This window comes from Kitasatospora sp. LaBMicrA B282, from assembly GCF_050325825.1.
GTDB lineage: Bacteria > Actinomycetota > Actinomycetes > Streptomycetales > Streptomycetaceae > Kitasatospora.
In genome coordinates, this window is the sequence record NZ_JBNQTI010000013.1 from 1 (window position 1) to 19,703 (window position 19,703).

16 protein-coding genes and 4 pseudogenes are annotated in these 19,703 nt (G+C 69.6%); 8 read left to right on the plus strand and 12 right to left on the minus strand.

The window, feature by feature from the left end:
* Positions 1 to 163: 163 nt before the first annotated feature.
* The 4 genes from ACQRUO_RS06365 to ACQRUO_RS06380 form a co-directional block, all read right to left on the minus strand.
* Positions 164 to 484 (minus strand): hypothetical protein, encoded by a 321-nt coding sequence (locus ACQRUO_RS06365; protein ID WP_428314744.1) that lies wholly within the window; start codon positions 482 to 484, stop codon positions 164 to 166.
* Between the two features lie 83 nt (positions 485 to 567).
* On the minus strand, positions 568 to 2,139 hold the full coding sequence (locus tag ACQRUO_RS06370) for an ISL3 family transposase (RefSeq protein WP_428314745.1): 1,572 nt from the start codon (positions 2,137 to 2,139) through the stop codon (positions 568 to 570).
* A 68-nt stretch (positions 2,140 to 2,207) separates the two neighbouring features.
* Complete coding sequence (locus tag ACQRUO_RS06375) at positions 2,208 to 2,948, minus strand: glutaminase (protein ID WP_428314746.1); 741 nt, start codon at positions 2,946 to 2,948, stop codon at positions 2,208 to 2,210.
* Positions 2,949 to 3,461: 513 nt separating this feature from the next.
* On the minus strand, positions 3,462 to 3,893 hold the full coding sequence (locus tag ACQRUO_RS06380) for a hypothetical protein (RefSeq protein ID WP_428314747.1): 432 nt from the start codon (positions 3,891 to 3,893) through the stop codon (positions 3,462 to 3,464).
* 84 nt (positions 3,894 to 3,977) lie between these two features.
* Between ACQRUO_RS06380 and ACQRUO_RS06385 the strand changes: the two are divergent.
* Positions 3,978 to 4,289, plus strand: a pseudogene (locus ACQRUO_RS06385) (helix-turn-helix transcriptional regulator); the annotation flags it as partial.
* Positions 4,290 to 4,476: 187 nt separating this feature from the next.
* On the opposite strand, the gene ACQRUO_RS06390 reads toward ACQRUO_RS06385, so the two are convergent.
* The gene (locus ACQRUO_RS06390; protein WP_428314808.1) at positions 4,477 to 4,929 is read right to left on the minus strand and encodes a hypothetical protein; all 453 of its coding nucleotides are present in this window, start codon (positions 4,927 to 4,929) and stop codon (positions 4,477 to 4,479) included.
* Positions 4,926 to 5,306 carry a peptidase inhibitor family I36 protein gene (locus ACQRUO_RS06395; protein ID WP_428314748.1) on the minus strand — a complete coding sequence of 127 codons (381 nt, stop codon included), beginning with the start codon at positions 5,304 to 5,306 and terminating at the stop codon, positions 4,926 to 4,928. The genes ACQRUO_RS06390 and ACQRUO_RS06395 overlap by 4 nt, the downstream gene beginning before the upstream one ends.
* A 162-nt stretch (positions 5,307 to 5,468) precedes the next feature.
* Between ACQRUO_RS06395 and ACQRUO_RS06400 the strand changes: the two are divergent.
* The 5 genes and pseudogenes from ACQRUO_RS06400 to ACQRUO_RS06420 form a co-directional block, all read left to right on the plus strand.
* A pseudogene (locus ACQRUO_RS06400) lies at positions 5,469 to 5,933 on the plus strand (transposase); the annotation flags it as partial.
* A gap of 63 nt (positions 5,934 to 5,996) precedes the next feature.
* Positions 5,997 to 6,305: a transposase gene (locus ACQRUO_RS06405; protein ID WP_428314749.1), complete on the plus strand. Its 309-nt coding sequence runs from the start codon at positions 5,997 to 5,999 to the stop codon at positions 6,303 to 6,305.
* Positions 6,302 to 7,174 carry an IS3 family transposase gene (locus tag ACQRUO_RS06410; protein WP_428314750.1) on the plus strand — a complete coding sequence of 291 codons (873 nt, stop codon included), beginning with the start codon at positions 6,302 to 6,304 and terminating at the stop codon, positions 7,172 to 7,174. The genes ACQRUO_RS06405 and ACQRUO_RS06410 overlap by 4 nt, the downstream gene beginning before the upstream one ends.
* Positions 7,175 to 7,620: 446 nt before the next feature.
* Positions 7,621 to 9,028: pseudogene (locus ACQRUO_RS06415) on the plus strand (IS701 family transposase).
* A gap of 266 nt (positions 9,029 to 9,294) precedes the next feature.
* Positions 9,295 to 9,654, plus strand: coding sequence for a nitroreductase family deazaflavin-dependent oxidoreductase (locus ACQRUO_RS06420; protein ID WP_428314805.1), 360 nt, complete (start codon positions 9,295 to 9,297; stop codon positions 9,652 to 9,654).
* Between the two features lie 105 nt (positions 9,655 to 9,759).
* On the opposite strand, the pseudogene ACQRUO_RS06425 reads toward ACQRUO_RS06420, so the two are convergent.
* The 6 genes and pseudogenes from ACQRUO_RS06425 to ACQRUO_RS06450 form a co-directional block, all read right to left on the minus strand.
* A pseudogene (locus ACQRUO_RS06425) lies at positions 9,760 to 11,047 on the minus strand (IS256 family transposase).
* 395 nt (positions 11,048 to 11,442) lie between these two features.
* Positions 11,443 to 11,589 (minus strand): hypothetical protein, encoded by a 147-nt coding sequence (locus tag ACQRUO_RS06430; RefSeq protein WP_428314751.1) that lies wholly within the window; start codon positions 11,587 to 11,589, stop codon positions 11,443 to 11,445.
* Positions 11,590 to 11,643: 54 nt separating this feature from the next.
* Positions 11,644 to 12,012, minus strand: coding sequence for a group II intron maturase-specific domain-containing protein (locus tag ACQRUO_RS06435; RefSeq protein WP_428314752.1), 369 nt, complete (start codon positions 12,010 to 12,012; stop codon positions 11,644 to 11,646).
* Between the two features lie 173 nt (positions 12,013 to 12,185).
* Positions 12,186 to 13,796, minus strand: coding sequence for an LPXTG cell wall anchor domain-containing protein (locus ACQRUO_RS06440; protein WP_428314753.1), 1,611 nt, complete (start codon positions 13,794 to 13,796; stop codon positions 12,186 to 12,188).
* Positions 13,797 to 14,189: 393 nt separating this feature from the next.
* Positions 14,190 to 14,624, minus strand: coding sequence for a LysM peptidoglycan-binding domain-containing protein (locus tag ACQRUO_RS06445; RefSeq protein WP_428314754.1), 435 nt, complete (start codon positions 14,622 to 14,624; stop codon positions 14,190 to 14,192).
* A gap of 279 nt (positions 14,625 to 14,903) precedes the next feature.
* Complete coding sequence (locus ACQRUO_RS06450) at positions 14,904 to 15,143, minus strand: hypothetical protein (RefSeq protein WP_428314755.1); 240 nt, start codon at positions 15,141 to 15,143, stop codon at positions 14,904 to 14,906.
* 925 nt (positions 15,144 to 16,068) lie between these two features.
* Between ACQRUO_RS06450 and ACQRUO_RS06455 the strand changes: the two genes are divergently transcribed.
* Positions 16,069 to 16,734, plus strand: coding sequence for a hypothetical protein (locus ACQRUO_RS06455; RefSeq protein WP_428314756.1), 666 nt, complete (start codon positions 16,069 to 16,071; stop codon positions 16,732 to 16,734).
* A 571-nt stretch (positions 16,735 to 17,305) separates the two neighbouring features.
* A complete protein-coding gene (locus ACQRUO_RS06460; RefSeq protein WP_428314757.1) occupies positions 17,306 to 19,702 on the plus strand; it encodes an alkaline phosphatase family protein in 2,397 nt (798 codons plus the stop codon).
* Position 19,703: the final 1 nt, after the last annotated feature.

The following is a 19,703-nucleotide window of genomic DNA, read 5'->3' on the forward strand; positions in this document are numbered from 1 at the left end:
TCGCCACTGCAGTCCACCCCTCTGACCAGCCCGATCTCCAGCTCAGGACAGCAGAAGGGCACGGGCGCAGTCCGCCAGAAGACGGCAACGTCACTCTCGCCAGTGAAGATCACCAACAGCATCAACTCCGTGATGGCCGTGCCCATCAGCTACTTGGGAACGCTTACTCGTTGGCCAACTGCGCATGAACGAGGTCGGGATCGCGCTGGGCAAGGTAGGCGAAGTGCAGCCGCAGATCGCCGTCAGAGTCGGACAGCGATGCGAGAAGTCCGTGGCCGGCGTTCAGCAGGCGAGGCTCGTTCCACTGCTGCGCCACGACCGCAATCGGGTTACCGCCGACGGTTTCCAAGACCCAGGTGGCCTGGCCACCGTAGATCAGCGCGAGGTAACGGTCGGCGATGATCGCTTCGATGGCCCCACGAATCGTGATGTTGTCGGGGAGGTGCCGCTCCTGCTCGTGAGGAGCAAACACGTCATCGCCCATGGCGACACTGTCTCTGGTCAACTGGACCCTCATGGAGGCAGCGTAGGTCCTCCCGGCTTGCCGGCAGTAGTCACCTGGTCATGTCAGGACTGGGCGAGGATTCGGATACGAAGGAGCCGGAACGAAGCCCGGCCGTACATGGCTCTCTTGATCGTTTTGACGCGGTTGACGTTCCCCTCGACGATGCCGGAGCTCCAGGGAAGGGTGAGGCCGGCGGTGACGGCGTCGAAGTCCTGGCGGAGGAACGCGGCGAACTTGGCGACCGGGACGACATCGGATTGTTCGGCCTGGCGGATCCAAGCAGGCAGCAGCTGGCCTCGGCGTTTGCGGACCAGGTCGGTGAAGGCCCGGGCGAGGTCACACGCCCTCGCGATGTCCGGGCAGGCGAGGCGGACTTGGTCGAGTTGCTCGATCTCTTTGGTGCTGAGGCGGTCGCGGTTGCGCATGATCCATGCGGTGATCCGGCGCGGGCTCGGGATTTCCGCGGGTGCGGCCACGGCCGTGCCGGCTTCCAGGGTTCGCAGGTAGGCGGTGAGTGTCGAGTAGCCGCCGCGAAATCCGCGCTCGCAGATCTGCTGGAACAAGGTCCGGCCACTGGTGACGCCCGCGGCGTACTGCTGCTGCAGGTACGACTTGAAGGCGTCCAACCGCTCGGGGCGGCGGTCTCGGGCGCTGTCGAGGAGGTGCTCGAGGCTCGTGTCGCGGTAGCGGCGGACGGTCTTGCGGTCGAGGTCAAGGCGGCGGGCGATGTCGCTGAGCGGGTGGCCGGCCGCGACCATGCGCGTGACCTCGGCGTGGTGGTGAAGGACGCGCTGCACGATGCGCGTGGGCGGCAGGGCATCCGCCAGCGGCATCTGGATCGGGCGGTCGCCTCCCCGTTCCGCGTGCTTCTTCAGGCACAGCCGGTGCTGATGGCAGGTCTTCTCAACGGCATCGGAGAGGTTCTGGAGCAGGTGCCAGCGGTCCGCGACCTCCAAGGCGGCCGGGGCCGCCTCCTTGATCGCCTTCGTGTAGGCGCTGGCGCGGTCGCGGCAGATGATCTCCGCACCGGGGTGGGCGGTCAGCCAGGCAGCGAAGGTCTCCGCGGTGCGATCGGGCAGAACGTCGACCACCCTGCCGGTCTCGACGTCGACCAGGATGGTGCCGTACCGGCGGCCGCGACGGAATGCGAACTCGTCGACCCCGAGGACCCGTGGTGCCCGCTCCGGCGCCGGCGGTTCCTCCAGCAGTCCCAGCAGGCGGGTGCGGCCCGCCGCCAGGTTGAGCTTGCGGCACAGCCGCTCGCCGGGCCGACCGCCGAGCTCGACGGCCACCGTCGTCAGCCACTCCTTCAGTCCGAGGCTGGAGCGGCGGCGACGCTCCGTCAGTTGATCGACCTGCTCAACGAACGTGCGACGGGCGCACGACTTCCGGTCGCAGAAGAAGCGCCGCACCCGAAGCCGCACCACCAACTTCTGCCCGCCCAACGGTCGTTCGGACAGGCTACGGCGGTAGGTCGAGTGCAATCTGCGTCCCCGCCATCGGCAGCCCGGGCAACACGGCGGTCGCCCGCAGGCCGCGGCATCAACGAACAGCACCGCGGCGGTGACAGTCACGCCCTCCAATCGCACGTCGATCCCGGGAAACAGTACGTCTTCGATCGAGAAGGCCCCCATGATTGAGAACTGCCCCGACTGAACGTTCCTGCATTCACACCCTGACCTGGGCTTTCACGGAAGCGCGGTCAGAACCGCTCGTTGAAGCCGACGCCGCTGGGCTCCCGGCCGACGTGGCGGTGCACCGTGTCGGGGCCGTGCTCGTCCAGCGCCAGGCAGTAGTTGACCGCCTTGGAGACCGACTGCAGGCAGAAGTCGGTCTCCGCGTCGCCGATCGAGAACCGCTGGCCGTCCACCGTGCAGACCGAGATGGCGAACTGGTCGGCGTCCACCCGGGCCAGCTGCGGGATGTAGTCGGCGACCGCGCCCCGGGTGTCGGCGACCACCTCGGCGTAGATCCGCCGGATGTCGGCCACCAGGGCCGGGAAGTCGGGCACCGCCAGCTCGCCGCGGGCCGCCTTGCTGATGATGCTGCTGTTGCGCTGGGTGGCGGCGGCCAGCTCGGCCACCGTCATCACCAGCGGCTCGGGCTCCGGTGGCGCCGGGCGGGCACCGGCCAGGTTGGCGACCGTCTCGGCGATCCGGGGGTCGTCGGGCAGGATGCCGGCCTGGTGCAGTTGGGCGAGCACCTGGTCCGGGGAGAGCCGGCCCGTGTGGTCCCGGCCGAAGCTGCGGAAGACGTCGACGTGCGCGGCGTCCGCCGGACTCGTGACCACCGGGCCGGCGGCCACCGGGCTCATCTCCACCGGGCTCGCGGCCGGTGCGGTGACGGCCGGTGCCGTGGCGGTGGGTGACGGGGCGCCCGATGACGAGGGGCCCGGCGGGGTGCTCGGGCCGTCGGGGCGTGGCTTGGTCTTGGTACCGGACATGGGGACCTCCAGGAGGCCTTCGGACCGAAGGCGGGACGGGGGGAGGCGCGCGCCCCGGTCGGGCCGCGGTGGACCGGCGCGGCGGCCGGGCGGCGGTGGGGTGGCGCGACGGGGCAGAGGATGCCCAGCAGCCCGAACGCCGCGCAAACGGTCCCTGCGGCGCGTCGCGTTGCGCCGGCCGGGGCGCGGGACAGGCGGGGGACGGGCGAGCGGGGATGTCGATCTCCACCGCAATCACCCGGACGGCCGCCCGCGCGGACATGGCGCCCGGCACTGTCCATCCGCCGCTCGAACCCGGACGCGCTCGCGCCCACGGTCACCACTGCGCGCGCGGCCGCGGGCGCAAGCGGGTCCGGTACACCCGCACCGAGGGGACCGTGCGCGGGGCGCCGAGGTGAAAGCGCCGGCCGTGGGACCGAGCCGGCAGGCAGCCGAAGCGGCCCGCCGGAGAACCGACGGGCCGCCACGAGAGCGGTGCAAAGCTCAGTTGCGGTGGTCTCAACTGCAGTGGTCTCAGTTGCAGTGGTCCGGGCCCTCGCTGAACTGGCCCCAGTAGTCACCACCGCCCCAGTAGATGCACTGGCCCGGGGCGTAGACGTAGACGGGCCCGGCGTAGTACGAGTAGGTCCCCGAGTCGGACTGCGACGCGGGCGGGTTGGGCGTGGTGTCGACCCACGCAGTCGTGTTGTCGATCGGCGAGCCCCAGTCGCCGGGCACGTGCATGGTGACGACGCAGTCGGTACCGCCGCTGTACGAGAGGTAGACGGTCTCCGAGTTGAGGTCGATCTCGCCGTCGGGGCTGAAGCCGGCTCCGCACAGCGCGGCGGCACCGTACTTGTCGTCGGAGACCGCCGAGGCCGACGTGGTCATGAACGCGATCGACACGAGAGACGCGGCGCTGAGGGTGAGGGCGCCCCGCTTGAGCACGGACTTTCGACTGAACATGGTTTCTCCCCCGTGATGGCTCTCGGTGCACTGACGCGGACCGAGTGACGAGAACCATCGTCGAGCACCCCCACCGCCCTTCCCATGGCGTTGACTTGGCGTTCCGCCGGCCTTTCGTCACCGCGATGGCCTACGGTCGTGGACAGACCGACGGCGCGGCAGGCACCGGGCCGCCGGCCAGGTCTGACAGTTGTCGGCGGGGGACGCACACATGCCTGGGCAGTTCGGGAGGCGCTGCGGCGCTACCGGTTGCGGTCCGGTCTCACACAGGAGGAGCTCGCGGAGCGGTCCGGCGTGTCCTCGCACGCGATCAGCGTGCTGGAGGCCGGCCGGCGCAGCCCGCGGCTGTCCTCGGTGTCCAGGCTCGCCGCCGGCCTCGGCCTGGAGCCGGCCGACCGCACCCGGCTGATCGCTGCGCTCGGCGGTCCGGCTGCTCCGGACGCCCCGCCGCCCCGGAGGTCCCGGAGGTCCCCGCCGCCGCGGCTACCCCGGCCGCCGGGAGAGCCACCGGCATCGCCCCGGCGGCAAGCTCCGGCAGCCCGGCCGAGCGACCGGAGCAGCGCGCCACACCCTCCCAACTTCCCTACGACACCCGGATGTTCACCGGACGCACGCGCGAGCTGGAGCAACTCGTCCGGCCGGCCGAAGGAGCGCCCGCGGGCAGCCACGCGGGCATGGTGGTGGTCTCCGCGATCGACGGGATGGGCGGCGTCGGAAAGTCCGCGCTCGCCATCCGGGCCGCCCACCGGGTCCGCTCCCACTTCCCTGACGGCCAACTCTTCGTTGACCTGAACGGCCACACCCCCGGCACCGCGAGGAGGCCGGCCGGGCCGGCGCGGAGGTCGAGCGGGTTCAGGCTGAGCTGGAGCGGGCGCGGTTCGCGGCCCGGCATGCCGAGGAAGCCCGCGCGCGGGCCGCCGAGCGGGCCGAGGAGCTGCGCGGGCGGGCGGGCGAGGCCGCCTCGGCGGTACAGCGGGCGGAAGACGAGCTTGCCGCCCACCGGCAGCAGCAGTCGTAGCCGCTGCCAGCCGATCATTTGCGGCACGCGACCAGCTGATCGTCCCGGGCGATGGACCTGATGTTCCCGAACCAGTCGTTGTTGACGTCTCCCGCGTCTCCGGCGCCCAGCGGCGTCGAGTACCCCGAGCAGTGCGGCTCCGCGAACACGTACCAGGTGTGGCCACTGCGGTTGCGCCACGACCTCGCGAAGTAGCCGACCGCGGTGTCGCGCAAATCGTTGTCGTAGGCACCACGAGCGACGACGGAACCGGTAAGGCCCTGGCCGCTGAAGAGACAGAACTTGCCTCGTGCGCAGCTGTCTTCCACCGCCGCGCCGGCCGGCACCGCCGACATCAGGGCTGCGGCGACCACGGCGAGCGAGACAACGGCCCGACCGAGAGACGACTTGCACATGAAAGGGCTCCAATCTTCGGACAAGGGCAGACTGGGACGACCGGTTGACCGACGACGTGAGCAGTTCGATCCGTGGAGCCCAGACCAGGAATAACCAATCGTACACGACTCACTACGGTTTGTCACCGAGTGTGCAGACTCGCAGCGTGTACAGCCGAAGGGCCGGCGCTAGAGCGCGTGCTGGGCCCCAGGATCGACCACCCGGCGGTCCTGGCCCTGCTGGAGCGGTTCGGCTCACCGGCCGCCCTGCGCAAGGCCGGGCGCCGACGCCTGCTCGGCGTCGCCAGGCCGCTGGCCCCGCGCATGTTCGAGCGCCTCGTCGAGGCCCTCCTCACCGCGCTCGACGAGCAGACCGTCGTCGTCCCGGGCACCAAGGCGGCCGCACTGATCGTGCCGAGCCTGGCCGGCTCCCTGCGGACCGTCCTCGACCAGCGCAAGTTCCTGGAGCAGCGGATCCAGGAACTGTTGGACGAGCACCCGCTGACGCAGATCCTCACGTCCATGCCCGGCATCGGAACATGGACCGGCGCCCGGGTGCTGATCGACGTCGGTGACGCCAGCGCCTTCCCGACCGCCGCCCATCTCGCCTCCTACCCCGGCCTCGCCCCGGCGACCCGCAGTTTGGGCTTGATTCGCTTTGACGGACATCTCTGATCAGGGGCTTCGGCCCCGAGAAGGATGATGTCCATCATGGAGAGCATGGGGAAGAAGAAGCCACGCCCTCGCCGCTCGTTCACGACGGAGTTCAAGGCCGAGATCGTCGAGCTGTGCCGACGCGGTGACCGCTCGGTCGGTCAGGTCGCCAAGGACTTCGACCTGACCGAGACCGCGGTGCGGGACTGGGTCAAGCAGGCCGAGGTCGACGCCGGCGAGCGCGACGGCCTGACCAGCGACGAACGCGAGGAACTGGCCAGGCTGCGGCGGGAGAACCGCCGGCTGCGCGAGGACGTGGACATCCTCCGCCGTGCCACAGCTTTCTTCGCTCAGGAGACCCGGTGACGGTCCACCCGTTCATCGAGGCGGAGAAGCAGGGCGGCCACAACGTCAAACAGGCGTGTGAACTGCTGAAGGTCTCCCGTGCCGCCTTCTACGCCCGCCGCACCGCCGTGCCAGGCCCCCGTGCCGTGCGCGACGCGGAACTGACCGAGAAGATCGCCGACGTCCACCAGGCCTCGCGGGGCAGCTACGGCGCCCCGCGAGTCCATGCCGCCCTGCAGCGCGACGGCGAGCGGTGCGGGCGCCGCCGCATTGCCCGGCTGATGCGCCGATCGGGCCTGCAGGGCCGCCACCGTGGGCGTCGACAGCGCACCACGATCCCCGATCCGCACGCCGACGCCCGCCCGGACCTGGTCCTGCGCAACTTCCAGCCCGACCCGACGGCACTGGACACGCGCTGGTGCGGCGACATCACCTACATCCCCACCGACGACGGATGGCTCTACCTGGCCACCGTCATCGACATCGCCTCCCGCCGCGTCATCGGCTGGGCCACCGCCGACCACCTTCGAACCGAACTGGTCACCGATGCTCTGCGCGCCGCCTGCCATACCCGCCGCCCGACTGGGCCCGTGGTCTTCCACTCTGATCGCGGCTGCCAATACACCAGCCGCGAATTCGCCGACCTCGCCCGGGAGTTCGGCATCCGACTGTCGGTCGGCCGGACCGGTCAGTGCTGGGACAATGCACTCGCCGAATCCTTCTTCGCCACACTGAAGCGGGAGTTGCTCGGCCACAGACCCTGGCCCAGCAGGGCTGCGGCGCGGACCGCGATCTTTGAATGGGTCGAAGGCTGGTACAACATACGCAGGCTGCACAGCAGCCTCGGCTACCGCAGTCCCGCCGAATACGAGAACGTCCTGGCAGCCTGACCACCACACCAACGGTGTCCGTCAAAGCGGAACAAGCTCAGGTAGCCATCGCCCAGGCCCTGCTCGACACCCACTGACGAACACGCCCGCCAACACGCCGAGCCAGCCGGCTCCATGACACGCAGACACCGCACACAGGCGCGGGCCCCGGTCACATCTTGTCAGGGAGGCGACCGAAAGGCCCGCCCGACAAAGCTACCCGCACCCCGGTCGCCACCACCCTCGGACACTCCGGCTCCCGCCTGGCTGGTCACCCGACCAGTGGCTCCCGAACTCACCGAAAAACACGACGCGCGGTCGAAGACATCCACGCCACCAACGGCCCAACCCTGGGCACCGACCGTCACCGAAGACGTGGTGCCCATATGACCCGACTACCGGTGGTTTGTTGACACGGGGTCAGGTACGCAGTATCGGTGAGGTGAGAGTGCTTCGGGGGTGTTGCCATGACCGCACGGGTTCCCTGTCCGCCGGCTCCTGGTCCGCTGGAAGCGTACGCGGCCCAGTTCGACCTCTTCCGCTCGCCGGCCCAGCGGCGGGGATTCCGGGAGTACCTGACCGGTTTGCTGCTGCCGCGAGAGCGGAACAAGACGCTCACCGCGCTGGCCGGGGCCGAGCCCGTGGTCGGCGCCCAGCACCCGGCGGTGCAGCGGCTGCAGTTCTTCCCGTCGGAGTCGACCTGGAAGTTCGAGCAGGTCAACACCCGTCGGCTTGAGCTCCTGGCTGCGGACCCGGCCACCGCGCCGCACGGCCGGGGCGTGCTGGTGATCGACGATTCCGGGGACCGCAAGGACGGCACGGCGACCGCCCACGTGGGACGGCAGTGGCTGGGCCGGCTCGGGAAGACGGACAACGGCGTCGTCACGATGACCACCGTCTGGGCCGACGAGCGCCTCTACTACCCGCTGCACGCCCAGCCCTACACACCGGCCCACCACTTCCCGAGGAAGCGCAACGACCCGGCGTTTCGCACCAAGCCCCAGCTCGCCACGGACCTCGCCGGCCAGGCCAAGCAGGCCGGGTTCCCGTTTCGGGCGGTAGTGGCGGACTGCGGCTATGGCGATCACGACGAGTTCCGGCACGCACTGCGCGAGGCCGGCCTGCCGTTCGTCATTGGCCCTCAAGCCCCGCCGCGGCATCTGGGCCCGTGAAACGGACGCCCACACCCCCGTCGAGGCCGCGCGTGCCCTGGTCTGGACAGATCCCGAGCAGCCCGGCGACTGGACACCGGTCGTCCGTACCTTCCGCGACGGGCACACCGAGACCTGGTGGGCCGCCGACGCCCGCCTGGGACGCTGGGGCCCCGACGAATTCACCCGCCTGGTCGTGGCCTCAGCCGACCCGGACACCCCGCCGGAGAAGGCGACCTGGTACCTGGCCACCAACCTGCCCCGGCCCGGCTCACCCCGTGCCGCCGACAGCCCGCACCAGCCCGCCGGCCTGGCCGAACTCGTCCGCCTCTACGGCCTGCGGCACTGGATCGAGCAGAGTTACCAGCAGATCAAAGACGAGCTCGGCTGGGCCGACTTCCAGGTCCGCTCGGATGTCACGATCCGCCGTCACCAGACCCTCGTGAACTGCGCGTTCTCGTTCTGCTGGGACGCCTGGTTCGCCGATGAGCCCCCACCGCGGGGCCAGACCCAGCCGCCCAGGGATGCCGGCGGGCCAGAGAGGGGGCACACCTGTTCCCCACCAGCCCCAGCCGCCCAGCTGGCCCAAAGCCATCCGCGCGATCCGAGCCTGGCTCGACCCCTGGCACACCCTGCAACGCTACTGGCAGGCATGGTCAACGACACCCCCGCCACCCGAACTCCAAGCCCTCATCAACTCATTGGCCAACGGTCAAGTCCTTGACCTCTACCTACGGGTTTAACAAACCACCGGGAGTTGTCACTGGTCACCCAGCAGCTTCCAGCGGCTACGGGACAGCCCTTAGGCTGACACGCGGTACCCGTTTTCCGTTCGAGGAGGAGGGCTCTGTGATGACCCCTGGTGGACTCGGGACCAGGATGGCCGAGCGGTTGACGGCCACCGGGGTCTTTACTGCCGTCGCCTCCCTCGTCCTGCCACCTCTCGACCGGGCCGTCCACCGTCTCACCGGCGGCCGGAGGATGCTCACCATGGCTCGTCCGCGGGACGGCCTCATCCTGATCAGTGCCGGCGCCAGGACCGGGTCCCTCCGGTCGACCCCTCTTGCCTGTACCCCCGACAGTCTCACTGGCACCTGGTTGGTCGTGGGCAGCAACTTCGGCAAGCCGGAACACCCCGGCTGGAGCGCGAACCTGCGCAAACACCCGTCGGCCGCGATCTACTGGCAGGGCGAGCGGATCGATGTGACCGCTACTCAGCTCACGGGCGAACAGCGCGACCAGGCGTGGGCGCAGCTCGCCGCTTTCCGGTTCATGTACGAGGCCTACCAGCGTCGGACCGAACGGGAACTCAGGGTGTTTCGCCTCGCCCGCCGCCCTGCGTCCTCCTGAGGTCGGCCGTCCTGTCGGTGGGTGAGGCCGTTCGCGTTGGCGGCCGACGGGCCGGTCGGCCGCCAAGGGTGTGTCCAGTGAATGGTGTAACTCGGTTGGGTTGAGTCAGCGGCGGCCGGTGGAGAGGCAGCCGTCGAAGGCGATCTCGAAGGCGTTCAGCGCTGCCTTCCAGCGGGTCATCCAGCGTTTGCGGCCGACCCCGGTCGGGTCGAGCGACGTGATCGCCAGGTAGACGCACTTCAGGGCCGCCTGCTCGTTCGGGAAGTGCCCGCGTGAGCGGACGGCCTTGCGGATCCGGGCGTTCACCGACTCGATCGCGTTCGTGGTGCAGATGACCCGGCGGACCACGACGTCGAAGCTCAGGAACGGCACGAACTCGGCCCAGGCGTTCTCCCAGGGCCGCACGATCGCCGGATACTTCTTGCCCCAGGCTTCGGTGAACTCCACGAACCGCTCCAGTGCGGCTTCCTCGGTCGCGGCGGTGTAGACGGGCTTGAGCGCCTTGGAGATCTTGTCCCAGTCCTGCCGGGCTGCGTAGCGGAAGGAGGCCCGGGTCAGGCGGACGATGCAGGTCTGGGTGACGGCCTGCGGCCAGACCGCGGCGATGGCGTCCGGCAGGCCCCTGGGCCCGTCGCAGACGACCATGCAGACGTCCGTGACGCCGCGGTTCTTGATCTCGGTCAGCACGTGCAGCCAGTACTTGGCGCCCTCGCCACCGTCGCCGGCCCATAGTCCGAGGATCTCCCGGGTGCCCTCGACCGTGACCGCCAGGGCGAGGTAGATCGGCCGGTTGGCGACCTGGCCGTCGCGGAGCTTCACGTGCACGCAGTCGATGAAGACCACCGGGCAGACCGGGGCGAGGGGCCGGTTCTGCCACTCGGCCATGCCTTCGATGACCTGGTCGGTGACGGTCGAGATGGTCTGCTTGGACACCTCCGCGCCGTAGGCGCGGAAATCTCACCATGTGTCAGGCCCCGGGCGGACAGCGAGAGGACCATCTCGTCCACCCCGGACAGGCGCCGCTGTCGCTTGCGCACCAGCTGCGGCTCGAACGATCCTTTCCGACCACGGGGCACGTCGATCTCGACCGGGCCGACCTCGGTCAGCACCGTCTTCGACCGGACGCCGTTGCGCGCGTTCCCGCTGCCGGCCCGGCCGGATCGTGCTTCTCATAGCCGAGATGGTCCGTCATCTCTCCTTCGAGTGCCGACTCCAGGATCTTCTTCGTCAGCTGCTGGAGCAGACCACCGGCACCGGTCAGCGGCAGCCCGCTCGCACGGGCCCGCTCGACCAGCTGCCCGATCAACTGCTCGTCCGGCCCGTCCGAGTCCGGCTCCAACTCCACCGGCCGCACAGCCTCCACGGCCTCGGCCGAAACGGTCACTGTCTTCATCAGGTGCTACTTCCACGATCGGGAGTTACACCGTTCTTTGTACAGACCCGAGCCAGCAACGGGCTCCCCGGGAATTTCGTGATCTTCTCTACCTCTACCAGCACCGGTCGATCATGCAGCATCCACCTCGCAAGGGGAGCCTGTGCTGTTCAGGCACCGCCTTGCGCAGGTTCGCCGGAACATGTGCGCTCTGGTGAAGGGGGAGTTCGTGGCGACTGCGGTGGCCTTGCGCTCCTCGCGCTCGGTGCAGTTTGGCGCCCTTGCGGTCGAGGTTGAGGTGTTGGGTCGGGGACGGCACGCCGTGCACCCTCTCGGGTGTCGGTTTTCCCGTCCCCGCCCGCCGAACCGGACGTGCCCGTTGGCCGAGCATCCGGCTCTCCACGTGATCCGGTGGATCAGGCGAGGTATTCGCTGACCTGGCCGACGAAGGCCACATCGTCGTGGCTGGTCCGGCGGAAACGAGCCCCGTCCGGATCGACCTCGTCGATGTTGTAGGGCGTGCTGATCTGCGCTCCGCGGAAACGGTAACGCTCAACACGCATCTTCGCCGAGTTGTAGAGGACGATCCCACCCTCCGTGATGCGGTCAGCCCCGAATTAGCGGCGCCGCAGCTGTTTCCAGGTCAGGTGGGGGTGCTTGTAGCGAATCCAGTGGATCAGCCTCCACCACGCGTACCAGCCGAGGTAGGAGAACGTCCGCTTGGAAACGCCGTAGCGGAAGTAGACAGCTCTGCCCCGCAGGACAGGGTTGACCGTCCGCCGCACCTCCTCCAACGGGAGCGAGGTCATGCTCCGCCCCGTCAGTTTCTTGATCTTGTGCATCACCGACGCCAAGGCCTGCTTGGACGGGATGGTGAGCACGACGCGCCGGCCGTCGCCGAAGGGCCTCCGCTGGATGTGGAAGCCGAGGAAGACGAAGCCGTCGTCGATGTGGGTGATCTGGGTCTTCTCGTCGGAGAGGGTCATCTTCAGGCTGCGGGCCAGCAGTTCACCGATCTCCGCCTGGCGCCAGAAGGTGCCCCGGCTCCCGCACCGGAAATGGGCCCAGAGGCCCACATCCGTGCAGGTCGCCGGGCACCGTCCGTTGGCTCGACCACGCGCTTGCCTCAGCAGCCCGAGGCTGATGCGGTGCGAGCCCCTTATTCCTGCGCGTTCATGCGCCGTCGGGCCACCAGAGCCAACACCCCGACCCCGATACTGCCGGCACCGGCCAGAAGCAACCAACCGGCCGGGAAGTCCGCACCCGTATCCGGCAACGGCACCGGAGAACGACTCCACGACGGCGACGGAGAAGGCGTCGGAGGCGGCGTGGGCGTGGGAGTAGGCGTCGGACTCGGGGTGGGGGTCGGACTGGGGGTGGGAGTCGGCGAAGGCGTGGGGGTGGGGGTCGGACTGGGGGTGGGAGTCGGCGAAGGCGTGGGGGTAGGCGTCGGACTCGGGGTGGGAGTCGGTGTGGGGCTCGGCGTCGGCGTGGGCGTAGGTGTGGGGGCGGCGGGTGTGTTGACACTCCACGTGCCGGAACCGTTGACGGTCGCGCCGCCACCGGGTTGGAAGCTGTCGGTGCCGGTCAAGGTGCTACCGGGCGCCGCGCTGGGGCTGACGGTGTAGGAGATGGTGCGTGTGACACCCCAGCTGGGGTTGGTCGCGGTGCACGTGGCCGAAGAACCGTCGGGCGCGATCACCTTGGTGTCGCCGCACGTGATGTCGGTGATGGTCACCCCCGCCGGCGCGGTGAAGGTGAGAATGTCGCCCTTGGCCCCGCTGACCGCGGAGGATCCGTCGGGACCGGTCAGGTTCACCGTGGTCGTGCCACTGGCCCCGGGCGCGGTGGTCGGCACGCTCGGCTGCACCAGCAAATTCGGACCCGGTGTCTTGATGGACCAGGTGCCGCCGGCGGTGGTGCCGCCGGCGGGCTGGAAGCTGTCGGTGCCGGTCAGCGTGGTACCGGGTGCCACACCGGGGCCGACCGTGTAGGAGATGGTCCGCGCCACGTTCCAGCCGGCGGTGAACGTGCCGCTGCAGGTGGCACTGGACCCATCCGGCGCGATCACCTTGGCGTCGCCGCAACTGATGTCAGTGATCGTCACCCCGGGCGGGGCGTTGAACGTCAGAACGTCACCCTTGTGCCCGGTGATCCCGGTGGACCCGTCGGGTCCGGTCAGGTTCACCGTGGTCTTGCCGCTCGCACCAGGCGCGGTCGTCGGCACACTCGGCTGCACCAGCAAATTCGGCCCCGGCGTGGGTGTCGGAGTGGGTGTAGGCGACGGAGTCGGTGTAGGCGACGGCACAGGTGTCGTCGGCAGCCGCGTACCGTCGGCGCCGACGAGGAAGAAGGAGTTCAGGCCCTGGCCATTGGTGTTGCCGGGGGTGTTGTCCTGGGCGAAGTAGTACAACGGCTGGCCGGCCAGGGTCGCCTGCTGCTGAGAGGCGTCGTTCGGGTCGCTGGTCGAAGCGACTGCAGCGGTGATCGCGGAATCCTTGCCGGGAAGCCCGAGGGCCGCCGGCCAGACAACGGCGCAGCCGCCGGTGCAGGTGGACGTGCCGGCGCTATCGCCGGCCGACACGTACAAGGCGTTGCCGTTCTGGTCGGCGACAGCCTGACCGAACGGAGTGCTGATCAATGTCAACCGCCCGGGAGCGGTGGGTGTGGTCAAGGCCATCACCGGGCTGACGCCGAGGGCGACGACAGCCGTGGCGGCCGCCGCAACTGACACCGCGCGGCCTACATGTTTTCCTGCTCGAACATCCATGCCACCAAGTAGAAAAGATGACAATTCCGCCCAGCAGCAGGCTCATCACGAGGTCACCCAAACGCCGGACAACCAGCGCACGCCCGGCCGGAGCGCCGCACCCGCTGCCAACAGCCAGCAACCGCGTCGGGAGCCGGCTGCAGCCTCGGGCGCCGGTGCCGGGGTTCGGGGCGGGGCCTGAGCGGCTGTCACCGGGTGAGGCGGGCCAGAAGTGAGGCCGACCCGACCGGGCGGTTGATGACCGCCGGCCGGGGCGGCTGTCGGTACAGTCGTCCAGTCCTGACCGCCCGGCAGCCCGGGGGCGCCCGTCGCGGCGCAGGCGCCGCCCCCAGCGACGGCGGCCCGGGCCGGAGTGCGGTGGTCAGGGAATGAGCAGGCTCTGGCCGGGCTCGATCAGGTCGGGTTGGCGATGCCGTTGGCGTTCGCGATCTCCTGGTACCGGTCGCCGTCGCCGTAGAAGCGTTCGGCGATCGCCCACAGGCTGTCGCCGTCCTGGACGGTGTAGGCCTGCCCCTGCGGGACGCCGGCGGGCGCCGCCACGGCGCCGGTACCCGAGGCGGTGACGGTGACCACGCGGGTACCGGACTCCCACAGCACGCCGCCGTCGCCGGTACGGACCGTCAGGTTCCCGTCCCCATCCAGCTCAAGGTAAGCGCCGTCATTGCCCTCGGTTCCCGTCGACCACTTCGCGCTGCCGGAGGAGTCGTAGACGACGAAGTTGCCGTCCTGCTGCATCCGCGCCTCCACCACCCCGCTCCCGTCGGTCCCCGACGCCCACAGCGGCGAACCGTCGGCCACGAGCACCAGATTGCCGTCCGGCTGCAGCATCAGCCGGCACACACCCGCCCCCACAGGTCCAGGTGCTCCGGTCGTGGGGCCGGCCGGCGCCGACGGGGCGAGGAAGCCGTCGACGACGTCGGGCGGTACCGGAGGCGTTTGAGTCGGTCGCGGACGAGGGCTCGAATCGGTCGAGGGCAACGCCGGCGAGGTTCGCGGGACTGCTTTTGACGTGGGCCCACAGGTACTCGACGCGCCCAGCTCAGTTGCTCCCTCATTCAAGGAGCGGCCGTATGTCCTCTGGGGCTTCGGATCCCCGATCCGGAAGGGTTACAGGGTCGTCTGCGGGGTGCGCCGACGGCGCAGCAGGACGGCGCCGACCAGGGCCTCAGCGGCAGTGCCGCCAGCGACGGCGGGGTCGGCCGGCGGAACGGTATTGACGACCGGGTCGGCGGGCAGCATCGTGCCGTCCGCACCGACCAAGAAGAAGCCGTCCCTGTTGTGACCCTTGATGTCGCCGGCGTTGGCGTCGCCCGCGAAGCAGTACAGCGGTCGGTTGTCCAGGGTCACCAGCGTCTTGCTGGTGTCGTTCGGATCGATGGTCGTGCCGACCGTGGCGGTGATGACGGCGGGATCTGCGGCGGCGGTGCCCGTGGCGGCCGGCCAGACACTCTGGCAATAACGGGGGCAGATGGAGCTGCCGGGGGGTCGTCCCTCGACACGTCCAGCGCGTTGCCGTTCTGGTCCGCGACGGCCTTGCCGAAGGGAGTGTCGATCAGTGTCAGGCTCACCGGGTCGGTGGGCGTGCTCAGCGCAGATGCGGTGGTGGCGTCGAAAGCCATCATCACGGCGGCGACAGTCGCCATGATTGCCGCAATCCGGCGCAGCCACGATGCTGTCGATGTGCTCACATGCCCAAGTCCAGCAGGAGAGGACTCGGCCGAATCGCAAGCCGACCGCAAGGTCGCCCGTCCAGAGACACAGCGGACGCCGGGCGAGCGGGCGGTCATCGCGTCCGTCGACCCGCAGCGAGGAAGGGCCAGCGGGTGTGGGGTATCGACCCGACGTCGTGAATCGGGAACGCGGCTGAGGATGTCGAGGTGCCGCGGTCGGCGCGCAGGTGTCCGTCGCGATCCGGTTGTGTTCGATGGCTCGCGGATCAACTCCTCGGCCCGTTCCGCTGAGCGCGTTTTCGCAGGTCAGCTGCCCGTATCAAGGTGGCGGTGTCTCGGCGGTGTGTTCCGCCTGAGGGAACATGGGGAGCTCGCTGCGTCCTGGGTGAGTGGACATATCGACCGCCTCGCGTCGAGGTTCTTTGGCCCGGAAGGGTTAGGGGTGCTCACAACACGGTGCCACCCGGGTCCGGCATGTGGGACCCGCGCTCTTGAGCGTGCTTATTGTTTGTTTTGCATGACTGGGGAGTGATCACGAGCGGAGTGACCGTAGGTCAGCGCCGTGCCCACCCGCCGAGTCCGAACCATCGGGAAGGGGCCCCGTGCTCACGCTCACCATGACCCGCGCCGCGCGGGTGACAGCTCTCACCGCGGCGACGGCGTTTCTGGCTCTGGCCGCTTCCCCTGCCCAGGCCGCTGCCTTGCCCGGCGGGGACAAGCCGCAGACGGTCGCCATCGCTGCCGGGGCCACCGCGCCGGTCCCCTGGACCTATGAGAACACCGGACCGGAGGTGATCGTGCTCCCTCCCAACGGAACCGGCACCATGGTCTTCCAGGCCCCCGGCAACACCACCTTCCCGACACAGAGCACGGTTCTCTCCACGGGGAGCCTCGACGGCGGCACCACCTGGATCGCCAACGCGCTGGCACTGCAGAACTGCACGGTCAGCAACGGCGGTCAGACCCTCTCCTGCACCGCCGTGAACACCTCGGGCAGTGCCGACAACATCCTGTGGCCCCAGAACACCTTCTTCCGGTTCCAGCCACAGGTCACCGTGAACGCCGACGCCCCCACCGCTACCACCCTGGCCCCGGGCACCGGCCGACTCACCGACACCGCCGGCGACACCGCCGACGCCACACTGAACGTCACCACCCCCCAGGTCCAGGCAGCCCCCCTCGCAGACCCCGCCATCGCCGGCACCACCACCGCCGGCCTCGCCACCACCGCCGCACTCCTCACACGCCTACGCCGCCGAACCCGATAGATGGGAGCAGGCGGGCGAGGACGGGCACCGTGTTGTTCACCACCGACGGGCCCGGGCGGGCCCGGTCCTCGCCACCGCCGTGGCTGCCGGTGCCGGTACCGGTGAGGCGGAGGACCAAGATGCTCGCGGTTGCCCGGAGCCGCCGGCGCCGCCCGTGAGGGTCGCCGCGGTGGCGGGCGGGCCGAAGTCGCCTGTGACGCAGGCGCCGCTGTTGCCACCGTTCAGGGTGAGGGCTCTGCCCCGGCCCGGCGCGACCTGGTGTCCGGGCACGACGTGCAACCGGCGCAGCGGCTCGCCCTCGTCGGCTGCGACCTCGCCGTGGGCGTCGAAGCCCCGATGACATCCCGAACCTGGTCTCGCGGGTCGACGTTCTCCCGCTCTTCAAAGCGAGCCTCACCTCTCTCGCGTTACGTACTGTTACTTTTCATGCGCAATCTGTGATCAGTCGATGTGGAGCGCACACAGAGTTGCCACGGACTCGGGGAAAGGCAAGGGACTTGCGGTGATGGAATGGCGGAGGGCTCGGGCGCCGCGAAGGCGCTCGGGGCGCGGTCGCGGCGGCACGGGCGGCGTGCTGCGGCGCGCCTCGGTGGGGCTGGCCACGCTGGCGGTGGTGCTGGCGACGGCCTCGGGGGCGCCGGCGCGGGCGGACGCGCCGACGGTGAGCGGGAACCTGATCGTCGACGGGGACGCCGAGGCGGGGATGTGCACCACCGACGCGCGCACCTCGACGACGGTACCGGGTTGGACGGTGGACTCCGGCGATCCGCAGGTGCAGTGCTACGGGAACGCCGGGTTCGGTCGTCCCGCCGCTCCGGCGCCGGGTCAGGCGTTCTTCACGCCCACCAAAGAGGGCAGCGTGCTGATGGAGCAGACCGCGAACGTCGCGGCGGCGCAGTCGGCGATCGACGGCGGCGGGGTCCAGTTCACCCTGTCCGGGTGGCTCGGCGGCTGGTCCTCCTACGACGGGAACGTCCGCGTCGCCCTGCAGTTCAAGGACCAGGGCGGCGCGCAGTTGGGCACGGCGGACCTCCCGTCGGGGGCGGATTCGTCGAGCCAGTCGTTCGTGACGCGGAGCCTCACCGGTCTGGTGCCGGCCGGCACACGCTCGATCCGGGTCCTGGTCACGCTGCTGGACCCGTCCTGGTCGAACTACACCGGCTTCCTGGACAACCTGTCGCTGACGCTGAACACGCCGCTGCCGGCGGCCGTGCTCACGCCCCCGCCCTCCCAGGTGCCGGCGTACGACCACGTGTTCGTGATCACGATGGAGAACACCGACTACGCTGAACTCCTGGGCAGTTCCCGGACCCTGACCCCGTTCCTGCACTCCATGATGGACCAGGGCGCGCTCCTGACCGACTACCACGCCGTCGAGCACCCCAGTGACCCGAACTACCTGGCGATGGCCGGCGGCGACGGCTTCATGCACGGGGGCACCTACGCCCCCAAGATCCACGACCCGAACACGAACCTGGCCGACAAGGTCGAGGCGAAGGGGAAGACCTGGAAGGAGTACCAGGAGAGCATGGGGACGCCCTGCAAGTTCTACCGCGACGGGTCGTACTGGCCAGACGACGGTCCATTCCTGAACTACGACGACATCGTGCAGAACAACGCGCGCTGCGTCGCGCACGTGGTCGACCAGAACCAGTTGAACACCGACCTCGCGAGCGCCTCGACCACCCCGAACTTCTCCTGGATCGCGGCCAACGACGACGACGACGGCGAGGGGTCCGGCGACGGGAACGACAAGAGCCTCAAGACCCAGAACGACTACCTCCAGGCGACGCTGCAGCCGATCCTGGCCTCCCCGGCCTGGACGCAGCAGCGGTCGCTGATCATCGTCAACTGGGACGAGACGGAGACCGAGTACGACGGCAAGGCCAACCAGGTGGCCGCCCTGGTCATGGGCTCGCAGAACACGGTCGCGCCCGGCACGGTCGACAACACCCGCTACGACCACTTCAGCGTCCCGCGCACCATCGAGCAGGCCCTCGGGATCGACTGGATGACCCCGAACGACGAGTACGCCACGCCCTTCAACGGCGTCTTCGCACCGATCGCGAACCCGGTGCCGAACAGCACCCTGGCCGCCACCACCCCGGTCGTCACCAGCAGCGACAACCTGGCCTTCCAGTACTTCAGCAAGTCGATCAACGCCGATCCCAACAACTCGGTCGCGCTGTACCTCAGCGGCACCGGCCCGGGGCCGAACCCCGTGGCCCGGGCCACGGCCGGCCAGCCCTTCGGCGAGGCCGACGTGTCCACCACCTCGCTCGCACCGAACACCTACGACGCCTACTACCTCAACAGTGCCGGCGCCACCCTGGCGGGCCCGATCAAGGTCACCGTGCAGGCACCCGGCACCCTGACCCTCGCCACCCCGGGCGGCGCGCCCACGATCACCGCCGGGCAGAACCTCCCCGTCCAGTACGCCACCATCCAGGCCACCGCCTCCAGCTCCAACTGGGTCGCCGTCTACATCGCCGGGACCACCCCGCCCTCCTCGCACAACTACCAGACCTACGCCTGGGCCTCCGGGACCAACGGCTCCCAGAGCGTGCCCACCAATACTCTCCCGACGGGCTCTTACACCGCCTGGTACCTCAACAGCAACTACGTTCCGTTGGCCGCCCCGATTCCCTTCACTATCACCGCGGCCGGTGGTGGCACCGGCGCGCCAACGCCTACGGACACCCTCACCGCAGTCACCCAGAGCGTGGCGTGGGGCAGTCCGGCCACCGTCCAGTACACCGTGGCCCCGGCGGACGTCAGCACCTCCGACCAGCTCGCCATCTTCCCGGTCGACGCCAAACCCGGCTCCACACCCGCCAGCTCGACGTACATCACGGACGCGGGCAACACGGTCAACCTGCCGACCAACAGGCTGCCCGGCCCCGGCAACTACAACATCTACCTGCTGGCCAAGGACGGTCAGACCCCCTGGCCGGACCCGCGGCGCTGAC